The organism is Paraburkholderia sp. Ac-20336 (assembly GCF_017105025.1).
GTDB lineage: Bacteria > Pseudomonadota > Gammaproteobacteria > Burkholderiales > Burkholderiaceae > Paraburkholderia.
Map to the genome: position 1 here is coordinate 59470 of NZ_JAAGPS010000006.1, position 23850 is coordinate 83319.

A 23850-nucleotide genomic window follows, 5' to 3' on the forward strand; every position below is an offset into this window, starting at 1 on the left:
GGCTGACGCGAACCGACTAGCGTATGATTCCGGGCTATCGTAAAAATGACTGATGAACGGCCCGCGAGACGGGAAGTCACTGCTAATCGAAGAGATCACCATGAGTGAGGTTGTGCGCTCCGCGGCGCGAGTCCTGGACCTTCTGGAATTTTTTGCCGGCCTCGAGGGGGCTGCAAACCTGGCCACGGTCACCGCCACGTTCGGCCTGCCGAAGAGCAGTGCCTTTGGCCTGCTGAAGACGTTGTGCGCGCGCGGCTACCTGGTTCGCGACGACCGGGGCATGTACGAGCTGAACACGTATTTCCGCGAGCATGGTTTCGGCTGGGGCGGCGACCAGATGGCGCGCGTGCTCGCGCTCGTCGAACCGGTCATGTCCGCTTTGGGCGAAGAGCTGGGCGAGACGGTCACCCTCGGCTCCCTCACCAACGACGGGCACATCAAGATCGTCAAACAAACGCTTTCCAGTCAGCCGGTTCGCTATGAAGGGTTTTCGAACAGGCTGCTGCCGGTTCATTGCACGGCGATGGGGCGGGTCATCCTGTCGGTGCTGCCGGAAGACATCGGCCATCGCCTGCTGCGGCAGCACGAGATCGTTGCGGTCACGCCGGTCACGATCACCGACCTGAAGCGCATCGAGCAGATCGTCGCGCAAGCGCGGATCGACGGCTACTGCGTGGTGGCCGACGAGTCCGACCTGGGCGGGACCGGCGTGGCGACGTGCATATCCGGCGGCCCAGGCCGCCCGACGCTTGCCTTGAACGTCGCCTGCATATCGGCCCGCTTCCCGGAGAAACGGGAGCGCGTCATCGCCGCGCTCATGCGCGAGGCGGAAAAGCTGCGCGAACTGACGGGCCGCTAGTTTTACGACGAGGTGAACGCGACGGTACGCTTCGGCCGCTCGTCGACCGAGAGCGAGAAAACGTCCGGTCGCGAATAGTGGCCGGTCACGTCGAAATCGTAGCGAGCCCGAATGATTTCATCGGTATCGATCTCGGCCACGACCAGTCCCGTCTCGCCGTGCAGCGGGCCGGCGAGCACTTCGCCCAGCGGCCCGACGATCAGGCTTCCGCCGTTGATCAGAGGACGGTCTTTGTCCCAGCCGGGCACCTCGATGCCCAGCGCGGCCGGCGACGGCTGCACCTGGCACGCACTGATGACGAAGACCCGGCCTTCGTGAGCAATGTGCCGCATGGAGCATTGCCAGATGTCGCGTTCGTCGACCGTGGGCGCGCACCATATCTGCACGCCTTTCGCATACATCGCCGTGCGCAGCAACGGCATATGGTTCTCCCAGCAGATCGCCGCGCCGACGACGCCGGTCTTTGTTTCCACCGCCGGTAGCGTCGAGCCGTCGCCTTGTCCCCAGATCAGGCGTTCCGTTCCCGTCGGCATCAGCTTGCGATGTTTGGCCACGAGTCCGTCATCGGGGGTGAAGAACAGCGCGGTGCAATACAGCGTGCTTCCCGAGCGTTCGATGACGCCCATGACGATCGACGCATTGCATCGCGAGGAGAGTTCGGCGAGCGCGTCGGTTTCCGGGCCGGGCACGTCGATCGCGTTCTCGAAATACCTGGCGAAGACTTCACGCCCTTCGGGCAGCCGGTAGCCGAGCCGCGTGCCGAATGTCTCGCCTTTCGGGTAGCCGCCGAGCAAGGCTTCGGGCATGACGACGAGACTCGCGCCGGATGCGCGAATCTGATCCTCGAACGACAGGATATGTTGAAGCGTTGCCGCTTTGCCCTGCGGTGATGCGCCGATCTGCAATGCGGCAACTGTCGATTTAGGCATGGTGTTCTCCAGGGGAACCGTTGATGCGCTCATCATCGCGCAGCCATAGAATGGAGAAAACGCATATCTCAACTTTCCGATATGAGCCATATTGATATCTCGACGGTCGACCTGAATCTTCTGAAAATCTTCGAGGCGCTGTTTGAGGAAGGCGGGGCAAGCCGGGCCGCAATCCGCCTGGACATGACGCAGTCCGCAGTCAGTGCCGCATTGAGGCGGCTTCGGGACGTCTATTCGGACACGCTGTTTGTCCGCACGGGGCGCGGACTTGCGCCGACTTCGAGAGCCCGGGAACTGAAACCCATCATCAGCGAGGCGCTCGACCGATTTCGTCTCAGTCTCACGATCTCGACGCCGGACGCCAGGTCTTTTTATGGCCGCGCCGTATCGATCGGCCTCTCCGACGACATCGAGATCGCCGTGGGACGCAAGATCATGGATGCGGTTGACCGGCGCGCCCCTGGCTTGCGGATCATTTTTCGACAGACGTACAGCCAGATCGTCAGCGATTCGCTGGCAAACCAGGAAATGGATCTGGCTATCACGGCGGGCGGACTCGCGTTGCGAGGACTCGGCCATCAGGTGCTGGCCGAGGGGGACTATGCCTGTCTGGCCGACCGTGCCAGTCTCAAGGGCGCGGCAAGCGAATTGACGATCGAGGAATATGTCGCGCGTGGGCATATCCTCGTGTCTGCCGGCGGCGTGGTGGGGATTGTCGACGAAGGGCTGGCCGCACTCGGCCTGAAACGCAAGGTCATCGGATCGACCACGCATTTCGCCGGCTTGCCCTTTTTATTGAAGGGGAGCCGCGCCGTGGCGACGATTCCGCGGCACGCGGCCGATGCGATCGCGCGCATGACGGGTTTGCGGTTGCTGGCCTGTCCGCTGGTCCTGCCACACTATGCCATCGAGCTTGGTTGGCGTAACAGTTCGCTGCGCGATGCGGCGGTCGTTACGGTTCAGGCTGCGATTGTGGAGTGCTTTGCCAATTTTGCTTCGCGCTGATAGGAGGATCGATCGAATGGCTCTCAACGATCTCCGCCTGATTCTGCCGGATACGATCGGCCCACGCCGCTCGTTCCCGGGCGCGCAACACGCGGCTGAATGACAGCGGTCATTTGCCCCGCGCCCTGACGAGGCGATCACCGCCCGTTGTCGCGTTTAAGCGCGGATGGTCCCTTTCACCTAGCCGAACGCCGGCTCCGAGAACCGCTCGATCCAGGCCGCCAGGCGGTCGGCCGCAAAACTGGCCGCCCGCGTGCCGGCGCGGCAGACGATGGCGTCGCCGTCGCGCACGAACTGCAGGGCGCCGCCGGCTTCTTCCAGCCAGAGCAGGCAGGCCAGCCAGGCCGCGTGTTCGCTCGATACGGCTTGACCGACCGGGCGGGTGAGGAACTCGCTCAGCGTGGCCGGCGAAGTCCAGATCAGCGCATCGCCGTCGCCGCGCCCCGCGGCGCCCAGAACTTCGGTCACGACGCGCACCGCATCGGCCGCGCCGCGCCCCGCATTCTGCGTGCGCAGCTCCGCGAGGCGCGTGCCGACCGCGTGGCCGAAGCGCCCGCTGCATTCGCTCTCGGCACGCACGAGGTCGGCGTAGTCCATGCGCTGCCAGTCCGGCTCCACCTTGCGCGTACCCGCCAGTTCGGTGCCGGCCAGGTAGGTTTCCACCGGCTGGAAGCGGTCCGGGCCGATCAGGCTCGCACACAGCGTGTGCACGATGCCGACGCGGGTGGCCACGGTCTGCGTCTGCAGCACGCCGAGCTTCTCGCGCACGAGCTGGTCGCGTTCCTTGCGCAGTCCCGCCAGTTCCAGCGCCTGCTTCATTTCCATGCGCAGCGCCGAGATGTCCCACGGCTTCTTGATATAGCGATGTATCTGGCCCTGGTTGACGGCCTCGACGGTCTGGTCCAGTTCCGAATAGGCCGTCGTCAGAATCCGCACGATGTGGGGATAGCGCTCGCGCGCATAGCGCAGCAGTTCGTTGCCGTATTCGCCCGGCATGCGCTGGTCGGACACCAGCACGGCCAGGCTGGCGGCGTGGGCGTCCAGCATCGCCTTGCCGTCTTCCACGGAGGCGCCCGTCACCACCGGCGCGATCGCGCCGATGGCGCGCTCGAAGTATTTGACCGCGGTGGCTTCGTCGTCAACGAACAGAATCGCCGGGGGCGGTGTCTGGTCGGCAATCGTATTGCTCATTGGTCACTCCTGTGCATTCGAATCTTCAAATTGGGGCAATCCAGCGCCACGCTCGTGCCGGAGCCGGACGCGGATGCGATCCCGATACGGCCGCCCGGGAACGGCATGACGCGCTTGCGGAAAATCATCTTGAAGCCGCTCACGCCGGCGCGAGCGATAACTGCTTCGAGCAACGCGCGCGGCATCACTTCGGGCGCGATATCGGGACTGCCGTCGCCGCGGCCAGCACCTCGCGGACCGCGCTCACGCCTAGCGGCTTCTCCAGGATTCGAAACACCTCGCCGGAATTGACCACTTCCAGCAGCGCGCCGTAGTCCGCGTAGGCGGTCACGAGGATTCGCACGATATGCGGATACTCCCGGGCGACCTGCCGCAGCAGCTCGTCGCCGTTCGGGCCCGGCATGCGGAAGTCGGTCACGAGGACCGCCACCCGCGCACCTTCGCGGCGCAGGATCGACATGGCTTCGTCCGCGCCGTCGGCGAGCAGCACCTCGTAGTCGCCGCCGGCCGAACGCGCGAAGTACTTGCGGGCCAACTCCTCGTCGTCGACATAGACGACGGTCTGCCGGGCTTGTTGTGTCTCGCTCATCTCGGCATCACTCGACGCGTGGCAGGTCGAAGTTGAACGCGGTCCATTCGCCCAACTGGCTTTCTGCGAACAGGGTGCCGCCGTGCCGCTCCACCACCGCATAGCTGATGGACAGGCCAAGGCCGAGGCCCTGGCCGACTTCGCGGGTCGTGAAGAAGGGTTCGAACACGCGCGCCAGATTTTCCGCGGCAATTCCCGGGCCGTTGTCGCGCACATTCACGTGCAGCCGCTCGTCGCGCCATTGCGCCATGACATGAAGCTGCGGTGCCGCGGTGCCGGCCTTGTGCATGGCCAGCGCGGCATTCGAGAACAGGTTGATGAGCACGCCGATGATGGCGGCTTCGTCGCCGAGCACCAGGGTGTCGCCAGGCAGCTCGCGCGTGAGCGTCACGCCGCGCAGCTCATGGGCGCTCAGCCGGATCGACGCGTCGAGCGCCTTCTCGAACAGGAACGGCACGCCCTCCGCGGTCGCGCCGGGCTTGCGATAGGCAAAAGTCTTCAGGTCCGACACGATGTGCTGGATGCGGTGCATGCCTTGCCGCGCGTCCGTCAGGCATTCCTGCAGCGACGGGCTTTCCTTGACCTGCGATTCTTCCATGGCCACTTCGATCGCCATCAGGCAGAAGTTGACCGGGTTGTTGACCTCGTGCAGCAGCCCCGCGGACAACGTACCGATGGCCGCCATCTTCTCCTGCTGCAGCAACTGGCCCTTGATCTGCGACAGGCTTTCATTGGTGCGGGCCAGCTCGTCGTTCTTGTGCGCCACTTCGTCCTTGAGCCGGAAAAGCTGGAAACGGCCCTTCTCGTTGAAGTAGGTGTAAATGGAACTGGCCACCGCGCAGAAGAAGATCAGGATGAGCTGGAACTGGAATTTGCTCGGGTCCAGGATGCCACCCGGATGGGCCTGGCAGGCGATGTAGTAGAGCAGGACCGTGGCGAGGCCGAATGCCAGCGTCTGCCAGTAGCCGGCGGGAAACAGGATGCCGACCGCGAAGATCGTCAGCATGAGCCCGGCATAGAACAGCGACGCCTCGCCCTGGGTGGCGTAAATCATCCACGAGATCATGACCTGCGGCAGCAGCAGCCAGAAGAAGGTGATGACCTGCACGTGGCGTTTACCCGCTTTCGTGTAAAGCGAGAGCAAGGCCAGGCCGATGGCCGCGCTGGTCAGCACCCGGACGATGGCAAAGCGCTTCTGCTCGGCCGGATACACGACATAGTCCATCGCCACGCCCATCAGCACCAGCACGATCACGGTCAGGCCGCCGGCCTTGCTGCACAGCAACCGGTAGTCGCGCAGCTCTTCACGATAGTTCGATTGCAACCCAACCAGGGATGTCGTCATCTCAGGCTACTTGTTGCGGGCCGATCACCGCCTCGGCGAACACGTTAACGCCGGTCGGGTCCGTGTACAGACGCGGCTCGCCGCAGTTCTCCGGCATGATGTCGGCCATCTGCGCCTCGTTGCGATAGATCAGGTACCACTCCAGCACGTGTTCCATGCTGAAGCGCTCCGGGTTGTCGGCGTGGACGTTGGTGACCAGCAGGCGGCCGCCGCGGCGGATACGGCTGGCGAAATACTGGTTCAGCCGCGCACAGACCTTGTCCGACAGGTAGTCGAACAGGCCCGCGCAATAGACCGCGTCGAACTCGCGGACGTCCGCCGCATCCGCATCCATGCGGCGCTTGAGCAGGTGATGGACCGAATCGTGCGTGTAGCTGATGCTCATGCGCGCGGCCTGTTTCTGCGCGATGGATCCGAGGCGCTCGCGCGTCCAGTCCAGGGTCTCCTGGCTGAAGTCGAGCAGCTCGAACGACAGCCACTCCGGTTCGTCGTATTCATGCATGAAGCGCTGGATTTCCTGAGCGGGGCCGCAACCCACGTTCAGCACCCGGAACGGCCGCTGTGCAGCGCGCGCTTCGTTGGCCAGCCGGGTCAGGTAGTCCATCAGCAGATCGATGCGATTGCGGTGCGCGCGTGCCACGGCCGTCTGCAGGAAGGCCGCGTTGACGATCTGGAAGTACGTGCTTGGGCCCTGGCGAGGATCGTCGAGCATCTGGTTGACCATCTGGTAGTCGCCGGCATAGCCGAGCGGCTTCGTGAAGGTGCGGAAGACGAAGGGCGAGCGCAGCAGCAGCGGATGGAGCGCGGCCTGGGCAAAGGCACGGTGCGCCGGCGCCAGTTCTTCGTCGACGAGGCGCGCTTCGCCTTCGAATTCGTCGAAGTAGAGCTTGGTCTTTTCCATCAGCGGCGATGCCAGTTCGAGGAAAAAGTCCTCGCGCAGGCTTTTGCCTTCCTTCGGCATGGTGTCGCCCAGGTCCGCCTGCTCGACCCAGCGCGACATGTCCGAGAGAAACGCCCGGATCTGGTTGACCGCGATCTGGTAGTCACGGCGGATCTGGAAACGCTCGGTCCAGTCCTGCACGAAGCGGCTGGCTTCTTCCCCCACCGCGCGCGCTTCGAGCGTGCCGCCGCTCAGTTCCCGCCACTCGGCGATCAGCGTGACGGAGACAATGGCCGTCAGGCCCGTATTGACCATGCTGATGACGACGGCCTTGCCCGAATAGACGTGTTCCACGCCCATCTTGACCGACAGGTCGCTCAGCACCTCGCTGACCTGGACGATCGAGTAGGGGTTATAGACTTCCATCACCAGGGACTTGCGCTGGAGATTGATGATCGTGCCCCGTACCTGCTCGCCTTGCGAGTTGAGGAAGCTCACTACCGGATCGATTTGCGTTTTGTAATACACAATATTGCGGCCAGGTAAGTACTACGAGAAGCTGGTTTGAAATTTGGTGCGCCATACCCCAGAGCAGCCAGGCTGGCAGGTCGGCCAGCCTGGCACCGATGGTTTCCCTCGTTCAGACGCTGAAGCGTCGCCATCGGTATTTCAGTTGCCGCCACGGCAACCGGTTTTTTCTGGGTGGGCACCACTTCTTCCCGAACTGCATCGGCGAGACAGGTTATGCCTCTGTCCTGCACGCGTCGCCTCGCGACAGCACATGCGCTAACGGCACCACGGTTTTAACGGGACTCGTTAGCCAAGGCGCTGAAGGCCGGTTTCGGAACGGATTGCGGAACGAAATGGGCCTGTGCGATTGCAGCATTCTACTGATAAAAAAGAATGCTGTCGTGCAGCGAGGATTTCGTCGGCGAGGCTTTCCGGCGGCACTCGACAGGCGGCGTATGGAAAACGAAGGCAAGCTGCGGAGCAGCTTGCCAGGGCGCTATATTCGGATGATTAAGGGGCGTGAGTGCGAGAGTCGCGCATTGCGAATTGTGCATGGCGCATAGCTCTCCGGATATTGCGGCGGGGTAACACTATCTTCGTTTCAATAGTGTGTTTTTCTTGGGGTGAATCTCGGCGAGAAGCTGGAGTTGTTTTGCTATAGGCCGCGCATGAATCTGTGGTCGTGTTTCTCGTATATCTCGTACTCGGTGCCATTCGCTACCTCTGTAATTGGTGCGTGCATGCGAGGCAAAGACGACGCGGTTTGCGGACCTCGTGTCGACAGCATGACAGGCTGTCAAGCCACCTATCGAACACCGCCCAAAATGCACTCGACCTCGCTCGCGACTTTCAGAAGCGCGCCATCGTCGCCTGGCCTTGCCACGATCTGCATGGCAACGGGCAGCGAATCCGTGGGCGATGCAAGCGGAATGGAGATCGCGGGAAAGCCCGACACGTTGAACGGCGCCGTGTAATTCATGAGCGCTTGCCGCACGGTCCCCGACCAGGCGCCTATGGACAGGGTCTGCATGCCCGTCAACGGTGCCACGCACGGACAGGTCGGCAGGAGCAGATAATCGACTGTCGCGAGAGCCGCGTGTAGCCGTTGAATGAATGCATGCCTCGTCTGCTGCGCGTCCGCGTAGCCGCGAATCGTCCTGTCCTGCGCCATCGCGAGCCGCTCCTGGGTCTCCGCGCCATAGCCGGCAGCAATGCGGGATAACGGGTTTCGTCGCAGGTGTTCGATACTGCCTTCGGTCAGCACGATGGTGGCGAACGAATCGTACACGCCGTCGAAGAGTGTCTTCGTCTCGACGTGCTCCATCGCGAATACGCCGCTGAGTTTGCCCACCGCATGCTCGAATGCCGTGGCGACTTCCGCGCTGAGCGGCACCGGCGGAATGGAATGGATGACGCCGAGCCGCGCGGAGAGCCATGCATCGCTTTCGCAGATGTCGATGTTGCTGGCGCCGGCCAGGATCAGAATGTCGTCGACATTGCGGCCAAGGAAGCCCGGATGATCGACGCTCGGAGCAAGCGGAAAAATGCCGCGCGTCGACAGCTTGCCCAAAGTCGGTTTGAAGCCTGCGACTCCGCAGAGTGCCGCGGGTATCCGGACCGAGCCGCCCGTGTCGGTGCCCAGTCCTGCCGCCACGGCGCCGGCCGCGATCGCCGCTGCCGCGCCGCCGCTCGATCCGCCGGGTATGCGATGCGTGTCCAGCGGATTCAGGGTATCGCCGAATGCCGTGCTCGATGTCGTGACGCCCCAGGCAAACTCGTGGGTGGTCGTTTTGCCGATGACGATCGCGCCTTTTTCCACGAGTGTCCTGACGATATCGGCGTCGGCGTCGGGAATATGGCCCAGATAAGCCGGCGAACCATAACGTGTTTCGATACCGCGAGTGTCGATCAGATCCTTGACCGCGATCGGCACGCCTTCGAGCGGCCTCGGCTGGCCCGCAGCATAGCGTCGATCGCTCTCGGAAGCCGCGCGCAAGGCGTGATCCCAATCGATCACCGAGAACGCATTGAACTGCTTCCTGCTGTACTCCGCACGTTCGAGCGCCGACTCCGTCAGCTCGCGGGAGGTCGCGCGTGCACTGCGTAGCGCGGTGAGCGCGTCACGCAAACCCGGCGCGCGGGTCGTCTCGTCGGAGACCATCGCATTGTGACTCGTTACCATAGATGCTCCAGAAACGTTTCGAGTGCGGCCGGGCTGTGATCGTTCAGGTCGCCGACTTCGGTCGGATAGTTCTTCTGGAGCAGTTCGGCAACCTTGACGAGATGAGCTTGATCGAAACGGAGGTCTCTCAGCCTCGATGGCAAACCGAGCCGTTCGACGCATGCCGATATCCTGTCGGCCAGCAGAAACGCGGCTTCTTTGTGCAGGGCACCGGCGCAAAAGATCCGCAGTTTGTCGCCGTAGCGGTCCGTGCTGGCGCGCAATACCGGCGCCAGCGTGATGCACGAAGTCGCGCTATGCGGCAGGCCGAACGTACCCCCGAGGATGTGCCCGATGCGGTGGCTCAGACCATAGAGGACCGATGCGGGGAAGAAATAACATTGCCACGCAGCGAGCTGGAGTTGCAGCAGATCGTCGAGCGTAATGAGGCCCTGCTCCAGGGCGTCGCGGGTCTCGAGCCCGTGCGGCCACTTTTCGAGCACCGAGAAAAATCGCTCGACGCCGGCTGACGCCAGCACCGCATGCGGATGCGCCACATCGACTTCCCGCATGCCTTCGACGGCATGGTCGATTCCCTTGATCGCCGAAGTCAGCAGGAGCTCGCGAGGCGTATTCAATAGAAGCCTCGGATCGAGCGCCACGACTTTGGGCACCGTATCGCGGACCGCGTAGCTTCGCTTGAACGGCTCCGCACCATGAGTTTCCGTGACGCCGAAATAGTGCGAAAACTCTGCTCCCGACAAGGTGGTGGGAAAAGCGGCAATCGGCAGAAAGCGCCCCGTGCGCTCGTGGTGAAAGTGCGAGGCGGCCTTGGCCGCGTCGAGAACGGAGCCGCCGCCGAGCGCGACGATCGAATCGGCACCGAGCCGCACGGCTTCGTCGAGGCCATGTCGAACGGCCGTGTCCGGGGCGTGGGCCGGCAGTTGGCTGAAGATGCCCACGGCTTGTTCGAGATGGGCGGACAGATGCTGTTCGTAGAATGGCCGCAGACGCTCGACCGTAAAAACCAGCGGCCGTCCGATGCCGTGCTGTCCGAGTGCCGCCGCCGATTCCGCGAGGATGTCACGTCCCCAGTAGATCGCACCGTGGGGAAGCCAGTTGAGACGTTGCATCGATTCTGCTCCAGGGAGAACGTTGTCTGTCATGTTCCGATGGAGACCAGGATAGGGGATCGCGCCGTGTTCTGGAATACGCGCTGCGTGAACGCAGCGTCCAGAAAAATCGAACGTGGCGTGAACGGCGCACGTCGCGCCGCTGTCATGCGGAAAGCGCGCGGCGGTGTGGGCTCAGGAAGTCGATGCCTGGCCGAAAGCCATCACTCTGGGCAGTTCCGCCGCGAGGAAATCGACGAGTGATCGTACGGCCGGAAGCAGTCCCTTGCGGTAAGGGATCAGCGCGGAAATATGCGCTTCGGCGGCGATCCATCCGGGCAATAGCTGACGGAGCGTGCCGGCTTGCAGTTCGGCGCGGCAGATATAGCCGGGCAGCGCCGCGATGCCGAGATTGGTGCTCGCGGCCTCTTTGAGCGAAATCAGGTTGTTGCTCTGGTAGCGCGGCGCGATCGGGACCGTGACGAGTTCGCCGCTCGGCCCCTGGAGTTGCCATTGCGACGGACCTTTGCGGGCGATCGAGAGCGTCGTGTGCGCTTCGAGCTGTTCGGGACGTTCGAGTGGCGGGTTCTGTTCGAGGTATTCGGGGCTGGCAAACAGATACCATGGCGCGCTCGTCAGCGGCCGTTGAATCAGATTGGAATCCTGAAGCCTCGTAGCGTGTCCGCGAATCGCAAGATCGTAGCCTTCGCCCACGATGTCGACCAGGCGATCCGTCGCGTTTTCGTGGATGGACACTTTCGGATGCGCGCGCAGGAAGGCCGGCAGCACATCGCGCAGGATGTATTGCGCAATTTCGATCGGGGCGGTAATGCGGATGACCCCGCTAGGCTCGGCGAGCCGCTGGCGCATGGCTTCTTCGGCGACTTCCGCGCTACGCAGCAGCGCAACCGCATATTGATAGAACTCCGCGCCGACCTCGGTCATAGAAAACTGCCTTGACGTACGGTTGATCAGGCGAACGCCCAGGAAAGCTTCGAGTTCCTTGATGCGGTGGCTCAGCGTGGACTTCTGGACCCCGAGCATGTCGCCGGCGGAGGTGAATCCGCCACGGTCGGCAACCTGTACAAAGAAGTAGACGTCCTTCAGGTCAAGCATTGTTTTCGCCTTGTTGATGGTTTGCGGCCGCGCTTGCGGCTCCACACGGAGCCGGGTGGGGCACAGTGTACTGCGTGCGGCGCGAGAGGGCGGGTCTCGCGGGCAGTGCGCGGCGCGCTATTTCATGATCGTTCGCCATCGTCGAACTTATCGTTCAACCGGCAATGTTTTCTCAATCGAAACGTACCGACTAAGCTTTCGGTGACCAATCAGGATCAGTCACGATCTTCGCGATTGGATGTGAGAAACCATTTCAGGCAGGAGGCAATCATGGTAGCGATCAAAGGATTTCATCACTTGACGGCGGGGGTGGGCGGCGCGCAGGAGGACGTCAGTTTCTATGTGAAGCTTCTCGGGCAGAAGCTTGTCAAGAAGACGGTATTGTTCGACGGGAAAGATCCGATCTATCACCTGTACTACGGCAATCCGGATGGCGAGCCGGGAACCCTGGTGACCTCGTTTCCGTTCAGGCAGAAGGGCGTCAAGGCACGGGCCGGATCGGGACAGGTGCGGGTCATCAACTATTCGGTGCCGCGCGATTCGCTCGGGTTCTGGCGGGCACGATTCAGTGCCATGGGGGTGGCGCACGACGATGCGGTGACCGAGCGCTTCGGCGAAAAACGTCAACGGTTCCAGCATCCGTGCGGCATCGAGTTCGATCTCGTGGAGACGGACGCCGATACAAGGCAGCCTTGCACGACCGACGATATTCCGGAAGACGTTGCCGTGCGCGGCGTGCATAGCGTTACGCTCTCGCTGCGCGAGGTGTCGGAGTCGATCCCGTTCATGAGCGAGGTTCTCGATTTTCGCTATGTCGGAGAGTCCGGGCCTTACCATCGCTTCGAGACGCATACGGGCGGGCCCGGGATGGTCGTCGAATTTCTTCACGAGCCGGATCGTCACCAGGGTTCGACGATCTATGGCGAAGGCACGGTTCATCACGTCGCGTTTGCGGTGGACAGCAAGCACGATCAGGATGCACTCAAGACGAAGCTGATGGGGCTCGGCTATATCGACACATCGGAATCGGTCGACCGGAACTACTTTCGTTCGATGTACTTCAAGATGCCCGGCGGCGTTATTTTCGAAGCGGCGACAACCGATATCGGCTTTGCCATCGACGAAGAACCCGGACATTTCGGCGAGGAGTTCCAGTTGCCGCCCTGGCTCAGGGAGCGCAAAGATGAACTGCTCGGGCGGCTGGAGCCGATTGCCGTGTGATGTTGTGGTCGGCGCGCGCGGGTAACGATGTGGGCGGGTCGGAACGGAAGGCGTGTTCGCGAGGCAGTGTGCAGGCGATTTGTCAGCGCCATGGGCATGAGGTGCGGACGATCTCCTGTTCCCAGCCGACGCTCGTCCGCCACCCGCGAATACCCGACAGAAAAGCGCCGCCGGCGGTTTGTGGCCAATCTCCTCAAACCGCGCATTGGTAGAACGAACCGTACGAGGACATGTAATATGGCAAGCAGCTTTTCGCGAATTGCCGGGAAGTTGTAGCGGCCCACCTATTTCCAACCAATCCGTGGCAACTCAGACGGCAATCGACATACTGGAAGTCGAACTCATGACACTTGAGGAGCCGAGCCCATGGGAAGCATCAATGCAGTGCTGGCGGCTGCCGTCGTTTTCGTCGGCAGCCATTTCCTATTGTCCCATCCGTTGCGCAGCCGCCTGGTCGGCGCAATTGGCGAAGCGGGCTTCCAGGGCGTCTATTCGCTGATTGCACTCCTGACGTTCGGCTGGCTGATTCTCGCTTATCGAAAGGCACCGCTGACGGCGCCACTCTGGCCAGCAGGCAGCACGCTCTGGGCGATCGTGACCGTGGTCATGCTGATCGCTTCGATTCTTCTGATGGGCTCCCTGATCCGAAACCCGGCGCTGCCCACGGGTGGCCGGCCCGGCTCGTTCCCGGAAGCGGCACTCGGCGTTTACGCGGTGACGCGTCACCCGATGATGTGGTCGTTCGCGCTGTGGGGGCTGTGCCACATCGCGGTGTTCCCCGTGACCAAAAGCATCATCGTCGCGGCGGCCATCGTCGTTCTCGCGCTTGTCGGCGCCGCACTGCAAGACCGCAAGAAGGAGCGCTTGCAGCCCAATCAGTGGCCCGCCTGGGAGTCCAGAACGAGCTATCTGCCGTTCGCGGCTATCGTCGCCGGCCGCGCGCGGTTCGGTGGATTCGGGTTGCACGCTCTGCTGGGCGGCCTCGTCGTCTGGCTCGTGGCGACCTGGGCGCATATCCCGCTCGCCGGTATGGCGGCGGGCATCTGGCGCTGGCTGTAGCGGAATCAACTCCGCTCGCCCCACAGGTCGTCAACGGCGCGGATCGCCAGCAGGTAACCGTTGGCGCCCGCCCCGCAGATCACGGCCGTGGCCGCCACCGAGATCGTCGAGTGGCGGTATTCCTCGGAGCGGCGGTGGATATTGGTGATATGCACTTCCACCACCGGCCGGCGAATCAGCTTGACCGCGTCGAGCACCGGAATCCGTCCGAATGAAAAGCCGGCCGGATTGATGATGAGCGCGGCATCCTGCAGGAACGCTTCCTGGGTCCAGTCGATCAGCGTGCTTTCGCTGTTGGTCTGACGGAATACGCAGTCGAACCCGAGCGTGTCGGCCAGCGCGGCGCAGTTCCGTTCGATGTCCTTCAGCGTGGTGCTGCCGTAAAGCTGAGGCTCCCTCATGCCGAGCATGTTGAGGTTGGAGCCGTTCAGGATGTAGAGCTTGCGAGTCATGGTTTCAATGTGTAGTGGAGCGTTCGAGGGCCGTGTCGCGGGTTTCGCGCGATACCGCGATCATGAGGAAGGAGAGCAGGTTCAGCGAGCCGCAGACCGCGACGATGGCCCACGGCGAACCGTGAAACGCATTGAGCAGCGCCACGGCAACGATCGGCATCGGCCCGCCGGTGAGCAGGTTGGCTCCCGAGTACGATAGCGCGGAACCGGTGTAGCGCGCCTCGGTGGGAAAGGACTCGGCGAACCATACCGGCTGGATGCCGCTCTGGAATTGCGTGAAGCCGAGGAAGGCGCCCATCACGGCCATCGTCATGCCGATCGATCCGTGGTTGAGGATCGGAAAGTAGATTAGGCAGCAGACCAGTGTGCAGAACGAACCGATCAGCAGCGCGCGTTTGCGTCCGATCCGGTCGCTCAGATAGCCGCCCGCCAGTGCGCCCACGATCGCGCAGACGTTGGCGACCATCAGAAGCATGAAGCCCGTCTGTTTCGGCACGCCGAGGTTCTTCGTCAGATAGCTCAGCGAGAAGACCACGATCAGATAGAACAGCGCTGCCGGACCGCAGAAGAACAAGGTCAAGCGCAGCGCGGTACGCCAGTGGAAGCGGCAGACGAGGCCGAGCGGATTGGCGGCGCGTGCCTGCCCGCCGTTCTTTCTGAGCGCTTCGAAGGCCGGCGTTTCGCTGACCTTCATACGGATATAGATGCCGAGCAGCAGAAGCACGAAGCTCGCGAGGAACGGGACTCTCCATCCCCAGGATTCGAAGTCTTCGGTCGACAGCAGGCTTGCCAGCATGAACAGCGCGAGATTGGCGAGGATCTGGCTAAGCGGCGAGCAGATGCCAAGCAGACCTGAATACAGCCCGCGCCGTGTCGGAGACGCATGCTCGACCGCCATCAGTTGCGCACCCGTCGATTCCCCGCCGAGCGCGAAACCCTGGATGATGCGCAGCGTGACGAGCAGCGTCGGCGCGAGGATGCCGACCTGCTGGTAAGTGGGCAGCAGCCCCATCAGGAACGACGACGCGCCCATCACCGAGACCGTGACTAGCATCAGGTTGCGGCGGCCCCAGCGGTCGCCGAGCATGCCGCAGATCACCGCGCCGAGCGGGCGGGCGGCGAGCCCGGCCCAGAAGCTCGCCAGCGACGCGAGCAGCGAGGCGGTCGGGTCGAGCGACGGGAAAAACAGCCGCGGAAAAAGCGTGGCCGCGACAGCGCCGTACAACGCGAAGTCGAACCATTCCAGCGCGGTGCCGACGGTGGCCCCCGCCACGGCGCGACGCGCCATCAAGTGAGAGTGCGCGGATCGTTCGCGCGCGGCGATGTCTGGGTCAGCGAGAACTGACATGGTGTCTCCCCAATGTTCGATATGGTCGGGCGTTCGTATGTGGCGACGAACTGGTGCTATTGTTTGCGCTGCAAAGGCGGGGCGTTCCGCACCGGAATTACATTTCACATCATGAAGAGTGCGCGAGATGTCGCTTAAAAACGGCCTGAGAATTCTCGATTTCCTCGCTTCGCAAGGCGAAGGCGCGGGTCTGCTGGCCATTGCCGATGCACTGGCCTTGCCGCGCAGCACGTGCCACCGCGTGCTCGCGGAGCTCGTCGACGGCGGGTATGTCAGGCAACTGGTCGATCACAGCCGCTACATCCTGACGATGCGCATGACCTCGAATGGCCTCGAATTCCTGAGCCTTACCGGTATCGCGGATATCGCCCAGCCGATCATCGAGCGCGTCGCCGCGCAGACCGGCGAGCTCGCGCGGCTCTCGCTGGTGGACGGCGAGGCGATCATCTGGGTCGGGAAAGCGGACGGACAGCGCACGGGTTTTCGCTACGATCCCGACATGGGCCAGGCCGCGCGGCTTTCGTGCACGTCGACCGGACATGCATGGCTCATGACGATGACCGACGAACAGGCGGTCGCGCTGGTCCTCAAGCAGGGCTTCGGACAACCGAACGAGTTCGGCCCCCATGCGCCGACGACGCTAAAAGCGCTGCTCGGCTTCCTGCACGCCGCGCGCGTGCGTGGCTATGCGATGATCGACGAGGTGTTTGCGCCGCGCATGTCGGCGGTGGCGACGCCGGTGGTGAGCGGCTCGCGCTGCGTCGGCGTCATCAGCCTGGCTGGGCCGAGAGTGCGGCTGACGGCCGAGAAGATTCACGAGTACTCGGTGCCGCTGCGCGAGGCGGCCACTGAACTGGCGCAACTGAGCAATATGGCCGGATTCCCCACGCGGCCGCCGCTCGGCAAGGGATGAACGGCAACGGGAGCGTGTCGTGCGTGGCGCGATCGGGCACACCGTTTCCGCCGATACTTCGCAGTTCGTGAGAATGGATTTTCACAGCTACGAGATGGGTGCTGGGCGACAATTTTTTCCTGTGTTAATCTGCGTTCCCTGAACATTCAATCGACCGGTTTTCACGACCCAAGATGGCTTGCGAAGCGTGTCAGCGAATGCTAGCGAGTGAAATGGCCCAGCCTCACCACGGACTGCGTGCATTGAACAGTCCGAGGAAACTGCGTCCATTACAGCGCCGCCCCGTACTGGTCCAACGGTACAGTTGCCGCCTATGTGGCATCAACTGGATGTGCGAGCATGATCCGGGTAATCCCGAGGTGCCCGACTGGACCTGCCTGTATTCCAACACCAGCATCCTTGACCCGTCGATGGACCTGGAGCCTGATCGGCCGATGCCCGGCTCTCATCAGGACCCCGGGAAGGGCCAGGCTGCCGTCGAGCATGCGGAGCAACTGGTGCACCGATTCAATTAGCGGCGATCGGCACATAGCTCGCTTCGTGTCATGACGGTGTGGCGGAAATAGCCTGGACGACTTCCTTGACAAGCGTGTTGGCTTCGTCGATATCGAAGTGCGGAGTCTGGGCGTTGCCCGAACTGCACAATGATCCATTGCTTCGGCGGTATCACGATGATCGATGAGTGGTGCGATCCAGTCTCATCCTGGACGTGCCGCGGCTGTGTCCTCGAAAATCTTTGCGGGCTGTTGCCCGCTCACGAAACGCTCACGAAAGTTTCGGAGCCGATGTCGTTGAGCCGTGGTGTCCGTCGCGATGCTCGCGGCATAGTCGGGACGTACGAAGCTGCAGCCCGCGACCGATAGGGCGATTGTGGCAGCGAGCCGTCGTTATCTTTCGCGGCGCATTCATCATGTATGAGAGCGGTCGGGGGGCGTGCCACCCGACCGCTCTTACATAGCGACTTCTTCAGGCTGCTTCAGACTGCTTCGCGCTTAGAACCACTGGCCGTTGAGCGCGCCCGGCGCGAGCGAGACGCCACGCAGCACTTCGCCGAAGTTTGCCTTACGCAGCGTGACGAAGCTCTCCTGCGCCGCGCCGCTCACTGTCGTGTTGCCCAGCACGTCGCGAATCGCGACGAGATGGTTCGGGTCTGCGCCCTGATCGCCGCTGCCGCTCACGGTCGAGGTAATGGCCCAGAGGGTGACCGTGCCGTCGCCGTCGATATGGCCCGTGAGATTACGCAGGCCATCGGTGGCCGGAGCCCAAGGCAGGCCGGTCGCGCTGTTCGAGCCGCTCGGGTAGCCCGGCACCGTGTCGGCCGTGCCGAGACCGAGGCCGTTTTGCAGCGTGTAGGCGAGCTTCCACGACTTCGTGCCGGCGTTATACACCCACTTTTGCAGGCCCGCGGTGGTCTGAGCCGCAGCGTGCGTGTAGAGATCGGTGCCGCCCGCGTAACCGTCGCCTTCGTCGGAGACATAGAGCGTGTTGGCATTGGCGAACCAGATGCCGAACGGGTAGGCCGTCGTGGTCGCCGTTTTGTTAGGAGTCTTGGGGAAACCCGCGAGCACGCACACATTGTCTGGCAGGCCGCTCGTCTGGACCGTCGCCGGATTGTAGGCGAGCGGCTGCGCCGGCAGCTTCGCGCCCGGTGCGGGCACGCCCACGCCCGAGGGGCAGGCGTTGCCCGTCGTATCGACGAAGTAGACCGTATTCACGCCGTTGCCGCCGCTGCCCTTCGTGAAGTACACGACGTTGTTGAACACGGTCAGGCCGCGGAAGTTGTCGTCCTTGCCGACCTTGTCGGCCGGGGCGCCCAGCTGCGTGACGGAAAAGCTGCCGAGCGGCGTGGGCGTGCCCGGCGTTTGCTGTGCCTCGTGCTGATGCGTCGCCTCGATAAACTGCGAGCCCGCGCCAAGGATCACGTTCACGGGCTGCGGATTCGCACCGTTGCCCGCGTTGCCGACGGTGTAGTAGAAGCCGTCGCCATTGCCGTTGGCATTGTTGTTGTTGAGAATCGCGTTGCGGCCGTTGTTGCCGCTATACGCGTTGGTCTCGGTGAAGGTGAAATGCCCTTGCTGGTCGACGCGCGCAACGGCGCGATAGAACGCCTCGCCAACCGGATTCGTCGGATCGTTTGCGCCCGGCGTGTTCGAGTTCGACACGTCGATGGCGTCGACGGGCGCGACATAGCCCATGAACGTCAGATACTGGCCGTCCGTGGAGAGGTTCAGGCCAAGCTCGGACTTGGAGCTGAAGCTCGTCACGAGCTGGTCGTGGCCGTCGCCGGGATGCAGGCTGTTCGGCACTTCGAGCGAGTTCACGACTTTGCCGTCCGGCGTGGTGGCATCCAGAAAGATGCGTGCCGTGATGCCGAAGCTCCCATCGTAGAGCGCGTTGTTGAAGACATAGGGATAGGTGCCGTCGTTCGTGGCGCCGTTGCCGCTCGGGCAGCCCACCTGGGTGTTCTTGCAACCGGGCGGCAGGATCGTGCCGGTTTGCACGTTGCTCGACATATTGTCGTAGACGCTGCGGCTGACGACCAGCAGGCCCGGTCCGCCGAAAGACGGATCGGCACTGGCGCCCGCGCTGGCGCAGGCGAGTGCAAGGGCGAGAATGGTAGGACGAAAAGCAGAGCGAGGAGTTGCGATGGCCATCTGAAACACCTCCGTAATGAGTTGAAAACCTCTTGTTGGACGAGCTCGCGCTCAGTCACAACTAACGTAGCGGCATTTCATGAACGATTTGTTGCGAGATGGGGAATGACAAATACAGAACGATTTCTTTCGTTTTTAAATTACTTCGGATGTCTATTTATATGAATAGAAAATAGCTGCTGGGGCAGGGTGTGTCATGGGTTCAGGTGGCGGAGATCGGGGCCATTGATCGTCATTCATGATCGGATGGTTTATTGGGTGAACTACCTGTTTATAAACTTGCATGATTTTTTGAAAGGCGAGGTGCAGGTTGATCCTCGCATGAACGTGAAGTAACGCCATCTGTTTGCGCAGGATAAGTCCGAGGTATCGAAGCAGAATCCGTGTGATGGTCCCAGGGCATTGGCAGCACAGTGGCAATGAAACAGCCGCCATCTTCGCGAAGAACGAACTGGCGAAGCCGTTCTTCGTCCGGCACGCGTGTCACTGGAATCTGCAAAAGGTGGTTGAAAGTATTTTGCAATGTATTGCGGGAAACGCGTGATGTCGAAGACCCACTGTTTTTTCGTAATCCATGTTGCATAAATCTTCCATGCGGTAGCACGCCGATCATCCGGCGGGCCCGCCTTGCTTTACGGGTCCAACCCTTTTTGGCGCTTGGCCCCCGTGTCCTTGTTCATGTCTCTGACACGCTTGAAAGATAAATTGGCCTTTCTGCGTGGCAGGCACATACAGCATAAGCAGTTTCACGATCAGAGCTAACCGAACAGTTCTCTGTTGAACCCGCAACTTTCAGTCAAACCGATCCAGGTGGTCGGTCCGTTACCGAGCCGAAGCATGAGCCCGTTACGAGGCGAGCTTCCTGCAACGGCTCCGCGCATGATCTTCATATTTCTAATTGCCTCGGCGTCGATCAAGCAGGCGATCGAACCGCGGCAAAGCCCCGCCGATGCATCATGGGCCGGGTGTCGGCGCGCACGGTTTCTATCGGGCTATCGTCGACGTCGGCCAACGTGTCCCGGATAGCGCTGCGTGAACGCATCCGGGCAAGACACAAGTCGTTGATTTGCACTGCATAAAATCTATAAACCCTTGCAATGCCATGAAATTGATGAGAACTTTGCCCTCCAGAATCGCCATAGCCGTATCCGTTGCCTGTGCGGCTTTGTGGCTCGCCAAGGCGGCGAAAGCCGAGGAGAGTCCGCCTCCGGCCGCTCAACAGACTCAGGTGCCCGCCACATTGGGGATCGTCGTCGTTACGGGAACGCGAGCAGAGGATGCTTCCGACAACGTCAACGATCCCGACCAGACCGTCAATGTCAGCAAGACCGGCACCCCGCTCGGCGATCTGCCGATGAGTGTCGAGGTCATTCCGCGTGCGATTCTCGACGAGCAGGGCGTCACGTCGTTGCAGGACGCGATCCGCAAGGGCAACGTGTCCGGCGTGAACTATGGCGGCACCGATTCGAAGGGCTTTACCGACCACTTCATGATTCGCGGTCTGCAGGCGCAGACCTATGACGACGGCTTCTCGGACGGCGATCAGGTCAACGGCCCGACGCATTCCCTGCTGGGCGTCGAGCGCATCGAAGTGCTCAAGGGACCGGGGTCCGCGCTGCTCGGCAGCGGGCCGCCAGGCGGCTCGATCAACCTGATCCACTACACGCCTTCGGCACAGTTCCACTGGGGTGGGGACATTCAGGCCGGCTCGTTCGGCACGGTCAACGCCAGTGGCTACGTTACCGGCCCAACCGGCATTGACGGACTGAACTATCGCCTGGATGCTACCGCCGGCCGCTCCGACGGCTACCGTTCGCTGGCATCGTGGAACAAGGAAATCCGTCCCGATCTGCAATGGAAAATCGGCGACCACAAGATCGAATTCTCGCTCGATGCACAGGACTACATGGCAACGCCCGACTCATACGGGATGATCTACTACAAGGGGGCGCCGATCCGCAATGTGCCGTTCGACGCGAAATACTCGACGCCGTTTGCGAATGCGCACGGCAACTATCTGCGTGCCACGCTCTCGGACGAGTGGCGCATCAGCGACTACCTGACGATCAACAACCGTCTGTCGTATATGCACCATACGCTGGACTTCTACAGCAACGGCGACAGCACGCACGCGAAGGTCAAGGGCAACACGTTCACCGGCCGCCAGTTGCGCGATGAGGACGATTCGCTCAACACGCTCGACTATCAGTTGGAGCCGGTCTGGAAGTTCTCGACGGGCAGCATCCACCATACGCTGCTGACGGGCTTCGAATACCTGTACCAGGACCTCAACAGCGCCAAGGCGACGGCGGACCTGCCCGACATCGGCGACATCTTCGCACCGGTGCCGCTGGAAACGTCTATCTCCAGCCTGAAGTTCCTGTGCGCGCCGTCTCACTCGTGCCAGAACGACCATGTGACCGCGAACTTCTACAGCCTTTACGCGACCGATCAGGTGGACGTGACGGACCAGTTGAAGATTCGCGCGGGTGTGCGCAAGGACTGGTTTAATACGTCGCTAGGCCTGAATCCGCTCCCCGGCGAGCCGAACCGCACCGCCAACGACGGCATCACGCTGGTTCAGGGTAATACGTATACACGCAACGATGCGCCGACCAGCTGGAACGCCGGCATCCTGTACAAGCTCACGCCCTGGATGACGCCGTATTTCGGCGTATCGCGCAGCTACCTCGCGAATTTCAACTCGGAAAACACGGCGTTTTCCATCGGCGCGCCGGAATCGGCGCTGCAATACGAGCTGGGCGTGAAGTGGTCGTTCGACGATGGGCGCTACGTGCTCAACACGGCGTTGTTCGACGTGAAGCGGGACAACGTGGCGACGCCGTACGGCAATGACCAGCTCGCGTTCGATTCGCAGCGCACGCGCGGCGCCGAGGCCTCGTTCGACGCGGATCTCACGGACAACTGGCACGTGTACGCGAATTTCACCGCGGAGCACGCGCGCATCACCTATAGCCCCGATACGCCGGGTGCGGTCGGCACGGCCCCGCAGGGCGTGCCCGCCTATATGGCGAACCTGTGGACGACGTATCGCTTCAGCCTCTTCGGCAGAACCGGCTTTCATGCGGGTGCCGGCGTCAATTACATGAGCCGGATGTCGAACGGTTATGCCAACGGCTACGACTGGGCGCCCGCGTCCCTGATCGAGAATCTGCAGTTCGGTTACTCGGAGCATCACTGGGGCATCGATCTGAACATCGACAACGTCACCAACCAGCGCTACTACATCGCCACCAACGTGGTCGGCGCTTACCTCGGCGCGCCGTTGGCCGCCTACGTCAGCCTGCACGCGGACTTTTGAGCCGTGCGTGAACCGTCCGGCGCCGGCTTGCGGTGCCGGCGTTTGTCCGGGCGATCTCCCTATTCTTCATAGCAGACTTCGGTTGCGCGCCTTGTCGCGCAGCCGGGGCACTCCCATTCCGAGTTACGGTTTCGCGAGCACCTGCCGAGCGCTCCGGCCGATCGGCCTGCTGCTTCGCATGGCGGAGCATGTCTTTTCCTTTCGTGATATTTGAGAATTTACGATAAAAACGAAATTATCGAAATACGATAAAAATGTTGACATAAAATCTGGTTGAGCTATGATCGCCTTCATTGATCCGGGAGGAAATGGAATGAAGCTGGCGAGTTTCGAATATCGTGGCACCGCATCGTTCGGCGTGGTGGAAGGCGAACATGTGGTGGATCTGGCGCCCATCGCGGGCGAAGTCGGTGGGTCGCTCAAGGCCGCGCTGGCCAACGGTAGCCTGCCGGCTATCGGGAAATGGGCGGCGGGGCAGGCTGCGCGTATCGCACTGAGCGACGTGAAGCTGCTGCCTGTCGTGCCGGACCCGGAGAAGATCTTGTGCGTCGGCATCAACTATCTTTCGCACGTCAAGGAGACCGGGCGCGAGATTCCCGTTCATCCGATGATCTTCACCCGCTGGGCCGATTCGCAGGTTGCGCATGGCGGTCCGATCGTGCGTCCGCTCGCATCCGAAAAGCTCGACTTCGAAGGCGAACTCGCGGTCGTGATCGGCAAGACAGCGCGTCACGTGCGCCGTGAGGACGCGGCAAGCTATATCGCGGGCTATTCCTGTTACAACGATGGCAGCGTGCGCGACTGGCAGAAACACACGATCCAGTTCATTCCCGGCAAGAATTTCCCGTCGACCGGCGGCTTCGGTCCGTGGCTGGTGACGGCCGACGAGGTGGGCGACCCGTCGGCACTCACGTTGACCACGCGCCTCAATGGCGCGGTCGTGCAGGAAGCGAACACCGACGACCTGATTTTCGACGTAGGCCGACTGATCGAATACTGCTCGACGTTTACCGAGCTGCACGCCGGCGATGTGATCATCACCGGGACGACGGGCGGCGTGGGTGCATTCCGTACGCCGCCACTGTGGATGAAGGCGGGCGATGTGGTCGAGGTGGAGATTTCCCGTATCGGCACGCTGCGCAATATCGTGGTCGACGAGACCCGGTACTAACCAGAAGGTAGGA

Annotated in this window: 19 protein-coding genes; 7 read left to right on the forward strand and 12 right to left on the reverse strand. The window is 62.2% G+C overall.

Annotation, left to right across the window (positions count from 1 at the left end):
• Positions 1 to 100 precede the first annotated feature (100 nt).
• Entirely contained in the window at positions 101 to 859 is a 759-nt protein-coding gene (locus GXB81_RS04485; RefSeq protein ID WP_167047034.1) for an IclR family transcriptional regulator, read from the forward strand.
• A gap of 2 nt (positions 860 to 861) precedes the next feature.
• Here the strand turns inward: GXB81_RS04485 and GXB81_RS04490 are convergent, their stop codons facing one another.
• Positions 862 to 1788 carry a carbon-nitrogen hydrolase family protein gene (locus GXB81_RS04490; RefSeq protein ID WP_205988484.1) on the reverse strand — a complete coding sequence of 309 codons (927 nt, stop codon included), beginning with the start codon at positions 1786 to 1788 and terminating at the stop codon, positions 862 to 864.
• Between the two features lie 81 nt (positions 1789 to 1869).
• On the opposite strand from GXB81_RS04490, the gene GXB81_RS04495 reads away from it, so the two are divergent.
• Positions 1870 to 2793 carry a LysR family transcriptional regulator gene (locus GXB81_RS04495; RefSeq protein WP_167047030.1) on the forward strand — a complete coding sequence of 308 codons (924 nt, stop codon included), beginning with the start codon at positions 1870 to 1872 and terminating at the stop codon, positions 2791 to 2793.
• A gap of 180 nt (positions 2794 to 2973) precedes the next feature.
• Here the strand turns inward: GXB81_RS04495 and GXB81_RS04500 are convergent, their stop codons facing one another.
• The 8 genes from GXB81_RS04500 to GXB81_RS04535 all read right to left on the reverse strand — a co-directional run bounded on the left by GXB81_RS04500 (position 2974) and on the right by GXB81_RS04535 (position 11697).
• On the reverse strand, positions 2974 to 3984 hold the full coding sequence (locus tag GXB81_RS04500) for a response regulator (protein ID WP_205988485.1): 1011 nt from the start codon (positions 3982 to 3984) through the stop codon (positions 2974 to 2976).
• The gene (locus GXB81_RS04505; RefSeq protein ID WP_205988486.1) at positions 3981 to 4169 is read right to left on the reverse strand and encodes an ATP-binding protein; all 189 of its coding nucleotides are present in this window, start codon (positions 4167 to 4169) and stop codon (positions 3981 to 3983) included. Before GXB81_RS04505 ends, GXB81_RS04500 begins: the two co-directional genes overlap by 4 nt.
• Positions 4169 to 4573, reverse strand: coding sequence for a response regulator (locus tag GXB81_RS04510; protein WP_167047026.1), 405 nt, complete (start codon positions 4571 to 4573; stop codon positions 4169 to 4171). Before GXB81_RS04510 ends, GXB81_RS04505 begins: the two co-directional genes overlap by 1 nt.
• Positions 4574 to 4580: 7 nt before the next feature.
• Complete coding sequence (locus GXB81_RS04515) at positions 4581 to 5918, reverse strand: ATP-binding protein (protein ID WP_167047024.1); 1338 nt, start codon at positions 5916 to 5918, stop codon at positions 4581 to 4583.
• 1 nt (position 5919) lies between these two features.
• Positions 5920 to 7326 carry a class I SAM-dependent methyltransferase gene (locus GXB81_RS04520; protein ID WP_205988487.1) on the reverse strand — a complete coding sequence of 469 codons (1407 nt, stop codon included), beginning with the start codon at positions 7324 to 7326 and terminating at the stop codon, positions 5920 to 5922.
• A 787-nt stretch (positions 7327 to 8113) separates the two neighbouring features.
• Complete coding sequence (locus GXB81_RS04525; protein WP_241016235.1) at positions 8114 to 9490, reverse strand: amidase; 1377 nt, start codon at positions 9488 to 9490, stop codon at positions 8114 to 8116.
• Positions 9484 to 10602 (reverse strand): iron-containing alcohol dehydrogenase, encoded by a 1119-nt coding sequence (locus GXB81_RS04530; protein WP_205988488.1) that lies wholly within the window; start codon positions 10600 to 10602, stop codon positions 9484 to 9486. The genes GXB81_RS04525 and GXB81_RS04530 overlap by 7 nt, the downstream gene beginning before the upstream one ends.
• A 174-nt stretch (positions 10603 to 10776) precedes the next feature.
• Positions 10777 to 11697, reverse strand: coding sequence for a LysR substrate-binding domain-containing protein (locus GXB81_RS04535; protein WP_167047004.1), 921 nt, complete (start codon positions 11695 to 11697; stop codon positions 10777 to 10779).
• 270 nt (positions 11698 to 11967) lie between these two features.
• Here GXB81_RS04535 and GXB81_RS04540 point away from each other — a divergent pair, with 270 nt between their 5' ends.
• Together GXB81_RS04540 and GXB81_RS04545 are read left to right on the forward strand one after the other, a co-directional pair.
• Positions 11968 to 12918, forward strand: a complete 951-nt coding sequence (locus GXB81_RS04540; protein ID WP_167047218.1) for a ring-cleaving dioxygenase — start codon at positions 11968 to 11970, stop codon at positions 12916 to 12918.
• A gap of 366 nt (positions 12919 to 13284) precedes the next feature.
• The gene (locus GXB81_RS04545; protein ID WP_205988489.1) at positions 13285 to 13977 is read left to right on the forward strand and encodes an NnrU family protein; all 693 of its coding nucleotides are present in this window, start codon (positions 13285 to 13287) and stop codon (positions 13975 to 13977) included.
• 5 nt (positions 13978 to 13982) lie between these two features.
• On the opposite strand, the gene GXB81_RS04550 is transcribed toward GXB81_RS04545, so the two are convergent.
• On the reverse strand, positions 13983 to 14429 hold the full coding sequence (locus tag GXB81_RS04550; protein WP_167046999.1) for a type II 3-dehydroquinate dehydratase: 447 nt from the start codon (positions 14427 to 14429) through the stop codon (positions 13983 to 13985).
• Positions 14430 to 14433: 4 nt separating this feature from the next.
• A complete protein-coding gene (locus GXB81_RS04555; RefSeq protein ID WP_167047215.1) occupies positions 14434 to 15717 on the reverse strand; it encodes an MFS transporter in 1284 nt (427 codons plus the stop codon).
• A 187-nt stretch (positions 15718 to 15904) separates the two neighbouring features.
• Here GXB81_RS04555 and GXB81_RS04560 point away from each other — a divergent pair, with 187 nt between their 5' ends.
• A complete protein-coding gene (locus GXB81_RS04560) occupies positions 15905 to 16690 on the forward strand; it encodes an IclR family transcriptional regulator (RefSeq protein WP_205988490.1) in 786 nt (261 codons plus the stop codon).
• Between the two features lie 992 nt (positions 16691 to 17682).
• On the opposite strand, the gene GXB81_RS04565 is transcribed toward GXB81_RS04560, so the two are convergent.
• Positions 17683 to 19344: a hypothetical protein gene (locus tag GXB81_RS04565; protein WP_205988491.1), complete on the reverse strand. Its 1662-nt coding sequence runs from the start codon at positions 19342 to 19344 to the stop codon at positions 17683 to 17685.
• 1228 nt (positions 19345 to 20572) lie between these two features.
• On the opposite strand from GXB81_RS04565, the gene GXB81_RS04570 reads away from it, so the two are divergent.
• On the forward strand, positions 20573 to 22666 hold the full coding sequence (locus GXB81_RS04570) for a TonB-dependent receptor (protein WP_346777776.1): 2094 nt from the start codon (positions 20573 to 20575) through the stop codon (positions 22664 to 22666).
• Between the two features lie 313 nt (positions 22667 to 22979).
• On the forward strand, positions 22980 to 23837 hold the full coding sequence (locus tag GXB81_RS04575; RefSeq protein WP_167282971.1) for a fumarylacetoacetate hydrolase family protein: 858 nt from the start codon (positions 22980 to 22982) through the stop codon (positions 23835 to 23837).
• Positions 23838 to 23850: the final 13 nt, after the last annotated feature.